The sequence below is a fragment of the Magnetovibrio sp. PR-2 genome, assembly GCF_036689815.1.
GTDB lineage: Bacteria > Pseudomonadota > Alphaproteobacteria > Rhodospirillales > Magnetovibrionaceae > Magnetovibrio.
In genome coordinates this window covers 47785-61166 of the sequence record NZ_JBAHUR010000012.1, presented here as the reverse complement: position 1 = coordinate 61166, position 13382 = coordinate 47785, and the positions used below count along the sequence as shown (strand labels likewise).

Annotated in this window: 12 protein-coding genes; 6 read left to right on the top strand and 6 right to left on the bottom strand. The window is 54.8% G+C overall.

All coding sequences use genetic code 11. The features are described 5' to 3' along the window. Position 1 precedes the first annotated feature (1 nt). Positions 2-739 (top strand): 4Fe-4S dicluster domain-containing protein, encoded by a 738-nt coding sequence (locus V5T82_RS13980; RefSeq protein ID WP_332896275.1) that lies wholly within the window; start codon positions 2-4, stop codon positions 737-739. Between the two features lie 17 nt (positions 740-756). Further along, on the top strand, positions 757-1704 hold the full coding sequence (locus V5T82_RS13975; protein ID WP_332896274.1) for a dimethyl sulfoxide reductase anchor subunit family protein: 948 nt from the start codon (positions 757-759) through the stop codon (positions 1702-1704). A 34-nt stretch (positions 1705-1738) separates the two neighbouring features. Here the strand turns inward: V5T82_RS13975 and V5T82_RS13970 are convergent, their stop codons facing one another. The 3 genes from V5T82_RS13970 to V5T82_RS13960 form a co-directional block, all read right to left on the bottom strand. Further along, positions 1739-2728, bottom strand: coding sequence for a TAXI family TRAP transporter solute-binding subunit (locus V5T82_RS13970; RefSeq protein ID WP_332896273.1), 990 nt, complete (start codon positions 2726-2728; stop codon positions 1739-1741). Between the two features lie 88 nt (positions 2729-2816). After that, positions 2817-3716 carry a MurR/RpiR family transcriptional regulator gene (locus V5T82_RS13965; RefSeq protein WP_332896272.1) on the bottom strand — a complete coding sequence of 300 codons (900 nt, stop codon included), beginning with the start codon at positions 3714-3716 and terminating at the stop codon, positions 2817-2819. 180 nt (positions 3717-3896) lie between these two features. Further along, positions 3897-4646, bottom strand: a complete 750-nt coding sequence (locus V5T82_RS13960; RefSeq protein WP_332896271.1) for a FadR/GntR family transcriptional regulator — start codon at positions 4644-4646, stop codon at positions 3897-3899. A gap of 454 nt (positions 4647-5100) precedes the next feature. On the opposite strand from V5T82_RS13960, the gene proS reads away from it, so the two are divergent. Then, positions 5101-6609 carry a proline--tRNA ligase gene (gene proS, locus V5T82_RS13955; protein WP_332896270.1) on the top strand — a complete coding sequence of 503 codons (1509 nt, stop codon included), beginning with the start codon at positions 5101-5103 and terminating at the stop codon, positions 6607-6609. Positions 6610-6618: 9 nt separating this feature from the next. Then, a complete protein-coding gene (locus tag V5T82_RS13950) occupies positions 6619-7803 on the top strand; it encodes a BaiN/RdsA family NAD(P)/FAD-dependent oxidoreductase (RefSeq protein ID WP_332896269.1) in 1185 nt (394 codons plus the stop codon). 72 nt (positions 7804-7875) lie between these two features. On the opposite strand, the gene V5T82_RS13945 is transcribed toward V5T82_RS13950, so the two are convergent. The 3 genes from V5T82_RS13945 to rsmI all read right to left on the bottom strand — a co-directional run bounded on the left by V5T82_RS13945 (position 7876) and on the right by rsmI (position 10959). Next, positions 7876-9057, bottom strand: a complete 1182-nt coding sequence (locus V5T82_RS13945; protein WP_332896268.1) for a flagellin N-terminal helical domain-containing protein — start codon at positions 9055-9057, stop codon at positions 7876-7878. 97 nt (positions 9058-9154) lie between these two features. Further along, complete coding sequence (locus V5T82_RS13940; protein WP_332896267.1) at positions 9155-10138, bottom strand: RsmB/NOP family class I SAM-dependent RNA methyltransferase; 984 nt, start codon at positions 10136-10138, stop codon at positions 9155-9157. Then, positions 10138-10959 (bottom strand): 16S rRNA (cytidine(1402)-2'-O)-methyltransferase, encoded by an 822-nt coding sequence (gene rsmI / locus V5T82_RS13935; RefSeq protein ID WP_332896266.1) that lies wholly within the window; start codon positions 10957-10959, stop codon positions 10138-10140. Before rsmI ends, V5T82_RS13940 begins: the two co-directional genes overlap by 1 nt. Positions 10960-11128: 169 nt before the next feature. On the opposite strand from rsmI, the gene V5T82_RS13930 reads away from it, so the two are divergent. Next, the gene (locus V5T82_RS13930; protein WP_332896265.1) at positions 11129-12007 is read left to right on the top strand and encodes a DNA/RNA non-specific endonuclease; all 879 of its coding nucleotides are present in this window, start codon (positions 11129-11131) and stop codon (positions 12005-12007) included. 82 nt (positions 12008-12089) lie between these two features. Beyond that, a complete protein-coding gene (locus V5T82_RS13925) occupies positions 12090-13379 on the top strand; it encodes a nucleotide sugar dehydrogenase (RefSeq protein WP_332896264.1) in 1290 nt (429 codons plus the stop codon). Positions 13380-13382 lie beyond the last annotated feature (3 nt).

Here is a 13382-nt window from a genome sequence, read left to right as displayed (position 1 = left end):
CATGACCACCCTTCCCGCCTCAACCAACAAGAAGCTTGGCTTGGTTATCGATTTGGACACCTGTGTGGGCTGTCATGCGTGTGCCACCAACTGCAAAGAATGGAACACCGGCGGTCATTCAGCCGCCCTGCCCGACTATAACCCCTACGGCGACAAGCCTGACGGCGTGTGGTTTAACCGTGTGCATTCGTTCGAAGTCAAACGTGGCGACCGCCCGAACCTGACCATCAACTTCCCAAGATCGTGCCTGCACTGCGACAATGCCGCCTGCGTCACCGTGTGCCCCACGGGTGCATCTTACAAACGCAGTGAAGACGGCATCGTTTTGGTCAACACCGACAAATGCATCGGCTGCAAGCTGTGCAGCTGGGCCTGCCCCTATGGTGCGCGTGAGTTTGACGAAGACCAAGGTGTGATGAAAAAGTGCACCCTGTGCATTGACCGCATCTACAACGAAAACTTAGAGCCCGAAGACCGCCAACCTGCATGCGTTCTGACGTGTCCGGCGGGGGCGCGCCACTTCGGTGATTTGAACGATCCGGAATCCAATGTCTCGCAGCTGACCGCAGCCCGACATGGCCGCGACTTGATGCCGGAGCTGGGCTACAAGCCCACCAACAAATACTTGCCGCCACGCGCGCGCAAAGTCGACAGCGCCGACGTCGGTGCACCTGAAGAGCTGGAAGCCATAGAAACGGATGGTTTCTTGGGCTGGCTCGACAAAGTTCTGTCGGCGTAAGGGAAGGAGATAAAGATATGCATCCCGCGTTTTCCGTTATTTTCTTCACCACATGTTCCGGCGCAGGCTATGGCTTACTGGCCATGATGGGCATCTTGGGCGCCGCCGGATTGTTGCCGGCTGACCGTTGGGTTGGCTTGTCCGGCCTATTCTTTGCGCTGGCTTTGGTGACCGTTGGCTTATTGGCCTCGACCTTCCACTTAGGTCGTCCCGAACGCGCTTGGCGCGCCATGACGCAGTGGAAGTCCAGCTGGCTCGCACGCGAAGGCGTGATGGCGGTGCTGACCTACGTGCCCGCTTTGGCGTTTGGCGTTGGCTGGGTTTGGTTTGAAACCACCGGCGGGCTTTGGGCCGTTGCCGGAGTTTTGTCGGCTGTACTAGCCTGGCTCACCGTGATTTGCACGGCGATGATCTATAAGTCGCTGCGCACCATTCACCAATGGCACAACGACTGGACCGTTCCGTCTTATCTGTTGCTGTCAGTGATGAGCGGTGCCGTGCTGATGAGCGTCTTGATGCACATCTTCGGCGCCATCAACCCTTACGTCCAAGGCCTAACCGTCGTGACACTTGCGCTGGGTTGGGGATTGAAGACCCTGTATTGGAGCTTTAACAAACGCTCCAAAGGCTTGCCCACCGTCAACTCCGCCATCGGCATCGATGCCGCAGGCGATGTGTCCGTGCTGGAACTGCCGCATACGTCGGAAAACTACTTGATGAAAGAAATGGGCTACCGCGTTGCGCAAAAGCACGCCGACACCCTGCGGCGCATTTCTCACCTATCGGGCTTTGCCCTGCCGCTGGCTTTGTCTTTGTTGGCGATGTTCTTGGATGGCTACGTGGCTTTGGCTGCCGTTGTTTTGGCCTGGGCGTTTTGTTCGCTGGGCATCATCGTGGAACGTTGGCTGTTCTTCGCAGAAGCCAAGCACACCGTGAACCTCTATTACGGGGCCACAAGCGTTTAAGAAAAAAGCCGCCCTATTCAGAGGGCGGCTTTTTTTAGGGCAATAGACCGACTTCTTTAAAGTATGCCTCCGCCCCAGGATGGAGCGGCGCGGACAGACCCTGTGACGTCATTTGCTTGGGGTCGAGATGCTTAAAAGCCGGGTGCAGGAGGCGGAAGTCCTCGATTTTCTCAAACACTGATTTCACCAGCTCATAAACGATGTAATCGGGCGTGGTGGAACTGGTCACCACCGTCGCGCCCACACCGAAGGTCCGAGTATCCTTCTGCGTCCCACGATACATACCGCCGGGAATGGTCGCGGCAAACAAGTAAGGATGCTTTTCGGTGATTTTGGTCACATCACCCTTGGCAAGATTCACCAAGTTGGTATCGCAAGAAATCGTCGCTTCCTTAATCGAAGCGTTGGGATGTCCGACGGTAAACACCATGGCGTCGATGTGATTGTCACACAAGGCCTTGGATTGTTCTGACGAGGCCAGTTCGGCTGTCTTAGAAAAGTCAGAGACACTCCACCCCTTCTCACCCATCACCATTTCCATGGTCGAGCGCTGGCCTGAACCGGGATTCCCGATGTTCACCCGCTTACCCTTCAGCTCATCAAGGGTCGTAATGTTAGCATCAGAGCGCGAAACAATGGTGAAGGGTTCGGCGTGTAAGGCCAGGACCGAACGCAAGGTGCCCATAGGGCCTGCATCCGTAAAATGCCCTTGCCCTTGAACGGCATTGTAGTGCACGTCAGATTGCACAATGCCAAAGTCAAAAATACCGTTGCGGATCTCATCGACATTGAAGGCCGAACCTTGCGTACTTTCGACCGAACAGCGGATACCGTGATTTCGCCGCCCCTTGTTGAGTAAGCGGCAAATCCCGCCGCCTGCGGGATAATACACCCCCGTCACACCACCTGTGCCGATGCTGATATAGCGCGAGGGGCTCTGTGCCGACGAAAATGTCACCGGGATCACAACCAGCGCCACAACCCAGGGGGTCCACATCAAGGCCGATTTCAGAATTCTGTTCACGTGTCTCCCCCGCTCATTACATGCAACCGTCATGTCAATCCGTGTTGCACAAGAAAGGTTAAGGTAAGACCCGACGTTGTGTCAAAGCTCAACGGCGAAATCTGCCCTTTTTCTCCATCCAGTAGGCATCGAAGCCGTTGAGTTGTTCTTCACTATCTTCCAAGGCTTTCAACACATCTTCTCCACCGCGTGCGATCATGACCATAACCAAGGCTTCAATCACCGTCATCGCCGGAACGATGGAATGGAATAAAGACGGACTTTCATTGCCAACAATGATCTTGAGGGTGTCTTCGCCGCGCGCTATGGGTGAAACCGTGCTGTCCGTTACGGCGATAATCTTTGCGCCGCGTTCTTTTGCATAATCCACAGCACGCACCGTGTGACGGCTGTACGGCATAAAACTCGTCGCGAGGACAACATCGCCCTGACCGATGCCACGCAAATGGTCAGCAAAAGTACCGCCATGACCGCTGACCAGGTGCACATTGTTGGTGAACATCCGGCAGGCATAATGAAAATAAAACACAGCCGGAAAGACAGAACGCACACCAACGGCAAAAATGTTACGGGCATTGCACATCTCGTCAGCCGCCTCAACGATTTGCAGAGGCAGGCCATTTTCATCCATGTGCTGAAAGGTGGCGCATTCGACCCGGAACAGGTCTTCGACCAATGTGACCAATCCGGTCTTGTCGCTGTGCTGTTGTAAATCCCGCGCTTCACCGACGTAGGTGACCTTCGGTTTGGAGCGCAGGCGTTCTTGAAACGGTTCTTGGAATTGGGCGTGTCCATCAAACCCCAATTCGCGCGCCAAACGCACCATGGTGGATGGGTGAACATCGGCCTGAGCGGCAAGTTGGCGCATGGAATACAGCGCCACATCATCTGTGTTTTCCATCACATAACGCGCCGCGCGTTTCAGTTGCGGCGAAAGACGGTCAAAGGTCTCTTCCATTTTTGCAAGGGTTTCATCGAATTTCATCATATGCGCCCGCGTTCCTCCCGCCCGATGTTTTTCGGGTCGTTAGGAATTATAATACGCTTGAAATGCAACAAATGACACACACACTTGTTACATTTGTTGCAAAAGTTTCAACTCAGCTGGGCACAAAAAAAACCGGGCAAAGCAAACGGCTTGCCCGGTTTTGTTTTGTCGATGAGAGACTTACTGAACGGTTTCTTCCATCAAAGACGTAACACGATGCTGCGTTGCATCAAGAAGTGCCGTCATGGCGCTTTGAGCCGCAGCGCTATCGCGCGTTTGAATGGCTTCCAAAACAGCTTTGTGCAGACGCAAGGACTCTTGCTTGGTTTCCGAGGTCAGAACACGGAACGAAACGCTTAAAGCAGCTTCGGTCAAAGTGCCTAACGGTGCCAACAGCTCGTTGCCGCTGGCGTGGAAAATGCCTTGATGGAAACGTAAATCCGGAAGCACGCCGGCTCCGATGTCAGACCCGGCCAATTCCATGTCGTCGTAGGCTTGCTTGATCACCTGCACGTCTGCATCCGTGGCACGCTGAGCCGCCAAAGAGGCTGCCAGAGGTTCAACGGCCCGACGAAATTCAACCAAATCGTTGAGGAACTTGTGCGGCTGCCCGGAGCTCAACTGCCAAGCCATGACGTCTGGGTCCAGCATGTTCCATTCATTGCGGGGGCGGACACGCGTCCCCGTGCGGGTGCGACTGGCCAACAGGCCTTTTGCGGCCAATACTTTGATGCCTTCGCGCAACGCCGTGCGGCTCACCGCAAACGATGCACCCAATTCCGTTTCGTTCGGCAGGACGGCACCTTCGTCAATATCGCCGGTGACGATACGTTTGCCTAATTCGTGGACCACTTGTCCATGGAGGCTCCGGCTAGAATATGTTCGCTGACCCATTGCCAGCTTCTTCATATCTTTCCAATCTTGTTTCACGATCAAATCCCCTTGCTTTGTCAGATCACGCCACAACCGTGGCGCTGATACGTGTGTATGTGGTTCTAGAGATTGACGAGCCCCCTCAAACTCGACCTCGCTCGTATGATAATACAGATCATACTAAATTGCCAGAAATTACTCTACTTTAGTATTAGACTCAGTCCCACCTGAAGAACATGCATCACAGGGCAAAGGCCAATGATTCTAGGGTCTAAGCTAGCCTTTTGATACTTTGAATAAAAAATACACTTTTTATAATCATCACAAAAATTGAATGATACCTGAGGTTTCTGCTTGGTTATATATCGATCCGTAAATTATGTAATTTTTTATCGACCAGAAAAGCTCTGAAACGTTTTCTCATCGAAATCTCCATCGGTTCTTGATTTCCGGCCCACTTTGCCCGATACCAATCCTCTTAGTTTAAAGACTCATCAAATTGGTAGAGCACATGTCCCAAAAGCCCAAAAAGACCGCCATCCGCATCACCCGCGAAAACGACTTCCCCAAGTGGTATCAAGAGGTCATCAAAGAAGCCGACATGGCCGAAAATTCAGGCGTGCGCGGCTGCATGGTGATCAAGCCGTGGGGCTTTGGCATTTGGGAAAACCTGCAACGTCGTTTGGACCAACGCATTCGCGAAACCGGACACCAGAACTGTTACTTCCCCCTGTTCATTCCGTTAGAGCTGATCGAAAAAGAAGCGGCCCACGTGGAAGGCTTCGCCAAGGAGATGGCCGTTGTCACCCATCACCGCTTGGTCGCCAAGGACGGCAAGCTTGAACCGGCAGGCGAACTGGAAAGCCCCTTGGTGGTGCGCCCGACGTCCGAAACCATGATTGGGGAAAGCTTTGCCAAATGGGTGCGCAGTTATCGCGACCTTCCGGTGATGATCAACCAATGGGCCAACGTGGTGCGCTGGGAAATGCGCCCGCGTTTGTTCCTGCGCACGTCCGAATTCCTTTGGCAAGAAGGCCACACGGCCCACGCCACCGAACAAGAAGCACGTGATGAGACCGCGACCATGCTTGAAGAGTACCGCAAGCTCGCAGAAGACTGGCTGGCCGTTCCCGTCATCCCCGGTGAAAAGTCCGAGTCTGAGCGCTTCCCCGGTGCCGTCGAAACCCACACCATCGAAGCCATGATGCAAGACGGCAAAGCGTTGCAAGCCGGCACATCACATTACCTCGGCCAAAACTTCGCCCACGCCGCCGACATCAAGTTCCAAGACAAGGACGGTGGTGAAAGCTACTGCCACACCACGTCCTGGGGGGTCTCAACCCGCATGATCGGTGCCGTGATCATGACCCACGGCGACGACGACGGCTTGCGCGTGCCGCCCACCATCGCACCCTATCAAATCGTCATCCTGCCCATCGCCCGCGACGACGAAGCCGCCGCACGCGTGCTGCCAGCCGCCCAAGAGCTCGCCGACAAGCTCAACAACAACGTGGCGTTCGGCAACGTTGTCCGCGCCCACGTGGACAAGCGCGACATGAACGCCGGTGAAAAACGCTGGAGCTGGATCAAAAAAGGCGCGCCGATTGTCGTCGAGCTGGGCCCGCGCGATCTGGACCAAGGCTCCGTCATGGTGACCGAACGCACCGACGTTTACGGCAAAGGCAGCCAAGACGTGGATGCGTTTGTCGCTGGCATCACGGACCAACTCGGCGCCATCCAACAAAAGCTGTTCGAAGAAGCCAAAGCGTTCCGCGATGCGCGCGTCAAAACCGACATCGAAGACTTCGAGGCTTTCAAAGCCTACTTCGCCAACGAAACCTTTGGCGAAACGGGCTTCGTGCGGGCGTACTGGTGTGAAAGTGCTGAAAGCGAAGAAATGCTCAAAGACCTAGGCGTCACCATCCGCTGCCTGCCCTACGACCAGCCGGAAGTGGACGGCGCGTGTGTGCTGACGGGTGCAGCTGCAAGCAAGCAGGCGATATTTGCGAAGTCTTATTAAGAAGCCGTCATGAAACCCTCTGACAGCCCCTTCGACACCATCATCATCGGCGCAGGGGCCGCTGGCCTCATGTGCGCGGGCGAGGCTGTTAAGCGTGGGCGGCGGGTGGCTGTGATTGATCATGCACAAAAGGTCGCGCAGAAAATCCGCATTTCGGGTGGCGGGCGGTGCAACTTCACCAATTTAGATGTCACGCCCGCGAATTACCTGTCCGACAATCCGCGCTTTTGCACTTCAGCGCTGAAGCGCTACACCCCGTACGATTTCATTTCCCTGATTTCAGAGTACGAGATCGCGTGGCACGAACGTGACCACGGACAGCTCTTTTGCGACGACAGCGCTCAGCACGTCATCGACATGTTGGTGAAAGAAGCTGAAGGCACGGACATCTTCACCGCCACCAAGGTCGAGCGCCTGTATAAAGACGGCGACACCTTCCATGTAGAAACCGACCACGGTCTTTTCACCGCCCCTGCCCTGGTAATTGCCACGGGCGGGCCGAGCATTCCCAAAATGGGATCGAGCCACTTTGGCTACCAAATCGCCAAGCAGTTCGGCCTGAACGTCATCGAGCCCCGCCCAGGTTTGGTGCCCTTAACCTTCGAGATGGATATGCTCAAGCAGATGGAGGGACTGTCGGGCATCTCTCTCCCCGCCACCGTGAAGCTTGGAAAAGTGAGTTTCACAGAAGCCCTGTTGTTCACGCATCGGGGGCTAAGCGGCCCGGTAATCTTGCAAATCTCTAATTATTGGCAACCGGGCGACACGTTAAGTGTCAACCTGTTGCCGGGCACCGATGTGTATGGGCGTCTGAAAGACGCTAAAACAGCTCAACCGAAAAAGGATGTGCACACCGCGCTGGCACAGCTTCTGCCCAAAAACTTGGCGGCACGACTGGCCGATTGGTGCGGATGCACAGGCAAACTTGCCGAAACACCGGACAAGACCCTGCGCAAACTGGCCGAGCATGTGAACGCTTGGGCTGTCACCCCCAACGGGTCCGAAGGCCTGCGCACCGCCGAAGTCATGGTCGGCGGCGTGGACACCAAAGAACTGTCGTCCAAAACCCTGGAAGCCAACGCCGTTCCAGGGCTTTATTTCATCGGTGAATGCGTCGACGTCACCGGACACCTGGGCGGCTTTAATTTCCAATGGGCCTGGTCGTCAGGCTGGGCGTGCGGGCAGGTGGTTTAGCCTCGTCAAAACAAAACCCCAGATGTCCATACACCTGGGGTTTTAGAGATAAATTGAAAACCTGTGGTCAGATTAACCAAACAGGCTCAGCACAGATTGTTCGGACTGTCCCGCGAACGAGAGAGACTGAATACCCAATTGTTGACGGGTTTGCAGGGCCAAAAGGTTTGCACCTTCTTCGTTGATATCGGCCAAGGTCAGTTTAGAACCACCTTCGTCCAAGGTGTTCACATACGATTCTGTAAAGTCCAGACGGGTTTGCAGCAATGCAACGTTGTTACCCAAGCTAGATGCTTCGGTGCGCAGCGTGGTCAAAGCTGAGCTCAAATCCGTGATCGCAGCATCGATGGAAGTCGAGTTGCTTTCACCGATATACGTTTTACCGACGGTTCCGGCAGCCACGGTTGCACCAGCACCACCAGCGGAGGCACCAGACATTTGTGCAGAGAACGTTGTCGAGGTCACTAGGCCAGCAGCAGCGCCGCCGCCAGCAGCGGTGGTTGCACGGATCGTGACCGTATACGTCGCACCCTGCGTCAAGGTGGCAGAACCGCCAGCGCTCATGGCAAGCGTAAGCGTAGCCGTACCATAGGTCATGGTCTGGTTCGCAGCCGTGGTGACGGTCACATCCGGACCGACATAGGTCAATGAAACCGTATCGCCACCCGTCAACGTCGTCGCGGCGACAAAATCAGTGTGGTTCATCGCCAGCACGTTGGTGCCGAGGGTTGTGATGTTGGTCGTGGCGTTCACATCCATACCATTGGCCGTCACGTCAACCGAAGACACAGACAACTTGGAGGTCGTTTTGTCGGAAAACTCGACAGACAAAGTCTGCCCGGTTCCGTTAATGAGGTTGGTGCCTTGGTAGGTCGAGTCCGTGGTCAGCAAATCGATTTGCGAGCGCAAATCATTGAACTGAGTGAGCAAATCAGTGAACTGGGTCCCCGTTGCCGATTTCATCGAGTTCGCAACACCTTTGAGTTGGTTCACGATATTTTCAACGGCTTCAATACCGTCAACCGCAGCGCTCAGAGAACTGATGCCTTGGTCAATACTGTCTTTTTTCTCGGTAAAGTCAGACGCGCGATCCGTTAGTGTTTTTGCTTGGAAGAAAGCAACCGGATCATCAATAGCAGACGACACCTTCAATCCTGTCGACAGACGGCTTTGCGTCCGGTTGATCAGGTCGGTAGTGCTTTGCAAGGACAGCAAACTGCCGCGGACAGCAGCGCTCAAAGTGACATCGGCCATAGTCTTGGATCCTATTCCTCAAGTGCTCACTTTATGGAAAGTGATTCGACACACTTCATACATTACAGCAAACAATCCTAACATCACATGAATATCATCAGATATTTGCCTTTTTCAGTCGGCACACAAAAAAACCTTCGAGGTGCGGCGATGGCAAAACCCGCACCGCGTGTTTGAGATCCGTATGAAAAGGCGTCCCACCCCAGGACTTCAGCCCCGACTTGCGCCCGGGTATATCTAGATTGATGGGCTCGATGTGCGCATCGTCATGGTGTTTTAAATGGCGCGAAACGGGGCCTTCGTTTTCTTCCGGGCCAAACGTGCAGGTGGAATACACCAGCGTGCCGCCGGGTTTTAAGAGCTTCCACGCGGACGTGAGCATTTTTTGCTGCAGGTAGCTCATCTTAATGACACGCTCTTCCGACCAAAAACGCAGGGCGCCGGGATGGCTGAGGTCTTCCATCCCCTCCCCCGAACACTGTGCGTCAAGCAAAATCCGGTCAAACAGCTCGCCACCAAGATGCTCCAGGTGCCGGTCGATGAACTGACCTTCAAAGTTGGTGATGGTTGCATGGTTGACGTGAAAGGTTGTGAGGACCTCTTCTAATTTCTTCAGACGCGGCTTCATGGCGTCATTGGCGACGATCGTCGCGCGCCCACCGGCAAGCGCCTGAATATGCGTGGTCTTACCGCCGGGCGCCGCGCAGACGTCCAAGATGCGATCCCCCGCCTGCGGGTCCAATGCCAACGCCGGGATCAGGCTGGACGCGTTTTGGATGTAGACGTGACCGTCTTGAAACAGATCGCTTTCAGAAATGGCGCGTTTGTCGGAGTGGAGGTGATAGCCTTGCGGACACCAGTCAATCGGTGTGATGTCGACACCCAGGTCTGTCAACTTGTCCAGAATTTCGGGTTCACTGAGCGGGGAAAGCACATTGAGGCGCAGTGAGCTTTTGAGCTGGACTGAGGCCATGTCTTGGGCCGCCGCTTCGCGCACCCCAAAGATGCGCGACAAGCGCTGTAGATAGACTTTGCGCTTATTGCCTTTGTTGCCACCAGCCGTCTTCTTACCCCGCGCCACTAATCCACATCCCCGTCTTTGCGTGATTTGCGCCCAAGCCCTTCAATAAGAACTGTGATTTCACCTTTGGGTTTGTCTTCTGCAAATTCTTCGGCCAATTCAGGTAACGTGCCGCGGTGGTAGCGTTCAAACTTTTTCGTGAGTTCCAACGCCACAACGGCTTTACGATCGCCTAAGACCTCCGCCGCATCTGCCAAAAATGCACCAATGCGGTGGGGGCTTTCGTAACAGATCAGGGTATGCTCCGCATCGCGTTCGGCTTCCAACATCTTTTTGCGCTTTCCGCCTTTGCGCGATGGAAAGCCCAAAAATGTGAAGCTCGACGTCGGCAGGCCCGACGCCACCAAAGCCATGGTCGCCGCATTGGGACCCGGCAAAACTTCAACGTTGACGTCTTCATCGAGCAAAGTAGAAATCATGCGATAACCGGGATCGGAAACCCCAGGCAGCCCGGCATCGGACACCAACCCCACGGCGCGTCCTTCATCGATCAAGGACCGCACACGCCCCAATGCGCGCGCTTCGTTGTGTTCATGACACGAGAAGGTTGGGTGCGGCTTGTCCACCCCCAAATGGCTCAACAGTTTCGCCGTGACGCGCGTGTCTTCACACGCCAACGCATCAACGCCTTTCAGGGTTTCCACAGCCCGAAACGTAATGTCGCCCAAATTGCCGATGGGTGTGGCGATGACATAAAGGCCTGGCTCTAATTCCCCTTTGGGTGCGGCGAGCGGTTGAGGCACGCGTTCCGCGCCACCGCGCCCACGCTGAGAACCGCCGCCTTTTTTAAAGCCGCCTTTGGGTGGGCGTCCATGAGACATGGGGAAACCTTTCGTCCGAAATCCGGCTCCCTTGATAGCACTTCGGAACATACCCTGACCAGTACATCAGTAAGTTGCAGGAATACAGCTACACACTTTTTGTTTGCAAATCGCCAGCAACTCCCTACATAATTGTAGAGTTTATTAGATACTCTTTTTTGGTGCATGTATGTTTACGCTTCAAACTCGTTATCTTGTCTTGTTGGTTTTCGTGTTTGTCGCCTTGCCCTTTAGCTTCGCGTTTGGCGGTGGTGGGGCACCATTTCAGGCTTGCCGTGCTTTGTTCCCCGGCGAAGTCATCCCCAATGGCCCAACTCACAACACCTTGGAGCTGTGCAAAACGGCCAAAGACGCTAAAAACGCGCCCATTTTTGCGGCCTTACATAACACCAAAACCAAGGTTGCCGTGTGGACAGCGCACCGCCTGACGCCGGAACAACTGAACGTCATCCGTGAGAGCCCTGCTTACCCCGAACGCACAGACTTTTTCGATGAAGACCCTGACGTGCCGAAGAATGAACAGGCGCAAATCAAAAACTACCGAAACAGTGGCTTCAATCGGGGGCATCTGGTTCGGGCTTTGGATTTGAATTGGAGCAAGAACGCCTATGAGACATCCTATGTGATGACCAACATGGCGCCCCAAACATCCCATTTGAACAGCGGCGCTTGGCTCGGTCTTGAAAAACAATTTCAAAACTGGGTGGCCGAAAAAGGGATTGGGCTGTGGGCTTTTGCAGGAAGTTGGGGGCAAAACGCAGACCCTGCGAGCCTGCAAAGCCAACCGGGCAACGCTATCGTTCCAGCCTGTTTTTTCAAGATCGTTGTCGCCCAAGACGCAGAAAAAAACTACAAGGTGCTTAGCGCCGTATTTCCAAACAATCTTCCCAACCAAAAACAAAAGGTGTGGGTGAACTACCTCTCGACCCTCGACATTGTTGAAAAACGCTCCGGTTTGGACTTCCTCAGGGGGCTTTCCCTAGAACCTGAGTTTGACGCAGAGTTTTGGGGCGTCGAGGCCCCCTCCAAGCCTTCTGATTGCTCATAAAAACGGTCAAAACGGTTGCAGAGCAACCACGTAGCGTATAGACAGTCTCCTAGCGCCGCGCGCGCTGTGAAGGAGAGCGTTGATGAGCCATAACCGCCGAGTTTCCGTCATAGGCCTGGGATATGTGGGCCTGCCCGTAGCGGTATCGTTCGGGCTGAGCTCTGAACACCCGGACCCGGTCGTTGCCTTCGACATTTCCGTCCCCCGCGTAGACGGGCTAAAAGCCGGGCACGATGTCACCGGAGAAGTTGAAGGCAGCGCGTTGTCCAAAGCCGACATGGTGCTCACCACTCATGTGGAAGACATCGCCCAAGCTGATTTTCACATTGTCACGGTCCCCACCCCGGTTGACGATGCCAATCGCCCGGACCTCTCTCCGCTGGTCGCCGCTTCAACCACCTTGGGCGGCGTACTCAAAAAGGGCGACATCGTCGTTTATGAAAGCACCGTCTTTCCCGGCGCCACCGAAGACGTCTGCGTGCCTGTTTTGGAAAAGCTCTCTGGCTTGTCGTGCGGTCCTGACTTTAGCGTTGGCTATTCCCCCGAACGCATCAACCCAGGCGACAAAGAGCACCGCTTTGAAACCATCACGAAGGTGGTATCGGGCCAAGACCAAGACACTCTCGACGTTGTTGCCGCCGTCTATGGTTCGGTCGTCAAAGCGGGCGTGCACAAAGCCCCCACCATCAAAACCGCCGAAGCCGCCAAAGTTATCGAAAACACCCAACGCGATCTCAACATTTCCTTGATGAACGAACTGGCGCAAATCTTCGACCGCTTAGACATCGACACGCGCGATGTCTTAGACGCTGCGGGAACCAAGTGGAACTTCTTGAAGTTTTCACCGGGGCTAGTTGGCGGGCACTGCATCGGTGTGGACCCTTACTATTTGACTTACCGCGCCGAACAAGCGGGATATCATCCCCAGGTGATTTTGGCCGGTCGTGAAATCAACGACGGCACCGGCGCTTTTATTGCCCGGGAAACAGTTAAGTTGATGCTTCAAAATGGTGGCGGAAAATCCGTGACGGTTTTGGGGCTCACCTTCAAAGAAGATGTGCCGGATCTGCGCAACACCAAAGTCGTCGATGTGATCGCCGAGCTCCAGCAATACGGCATGAGAATTCAATTGCACGACCCTATGGCGTCGAGCGAAGAATCTCAGCACGAATACGGGGTTGAACTCACCCCAACCGACAAACTGGAACAAACGGACGCAGTGGTGGTTGCCGTGCCGCACAAAAGCTATGTTGACGGTGGCTGGGATCTGGTCACCGGATTGCTCAAAGGCGGCGCAGGTGTTGTTGCGGACGTACGCGGTGTTTTAGACCGCGACACCACACCAGACGCGGTGCGTTTGTGGCGCTTGTAGGGT

What these genes read in the sequence shown, in the direction of transcription:
- V5T82_RS13980 (WP_332896275.1), top strand. Translation starts at nt 2, where the DNA reads ATGACCACCCTTCCCGCCTCAACCAACAAGAAGCTTGGCTTGGTTATC.
- V5T82_RS13975 (WP_332896274.1), top strand. Translation starts at nt 757, where the DNA reads ATGCATCCCGCGTTTTCCGTTATTTTCTTCACCACATGTTCCGGCGCA.
- V5T82_RS13965 (WP_332896272.1), bottom strand. Translation starts at nt 3,716, where the DNA reads ATGATGAAATTCGATGAAACCCTTGCAAAAATGGAAGAGACCTTTGAC.
- proS (WP_332896270.1), top strand. Translation starts at nt 5,101, where the DNA reads ATGTCCCAAAAGCCCAAAAAGACCGCCATCCGCATCACCCGCGAAAAC.
- V5T82_RS13950 (WP_332896269.1), top strand. Translation starts at nt 6,619, where the DNA reads ATGAAACCCTCTGACAGCCCCTTCGACACCATCATCATCGGCGCAGGG.
- V5T82_RS13945 (WP_332896268.1), bottom strand. Translation starts at nt 9,057, where the DNA reads ATGGCCGATGTCACTTTGAGCGCTGCTGTCCGCGGCAGTTTGCTGTCC.
- rsmI (WP_332896266.1), bottom strand. Translation starts at nt 10,959, where the DNA reads ATGTCTCATGGACGCCCACCCAAAGGCGGCTTTAAAAAAGGCGGCGGT.
- V5T82_RS13930 (WP_332896265.1), top strand. Translation starts at nt 11,129, where the DNA reads ATGTTTACGCTTCAAACTCGTTATCTTGTCTTGTTGGTTTTCGTGTTT.
- V5T82_RS13925 (WP_332896264.1), top strand. Translation starts at nt 12,090, where the DNA reads ATGAGCCATAACCGCCGAGTTTCCGTCATAGGCCTGGGATATGTGGGC.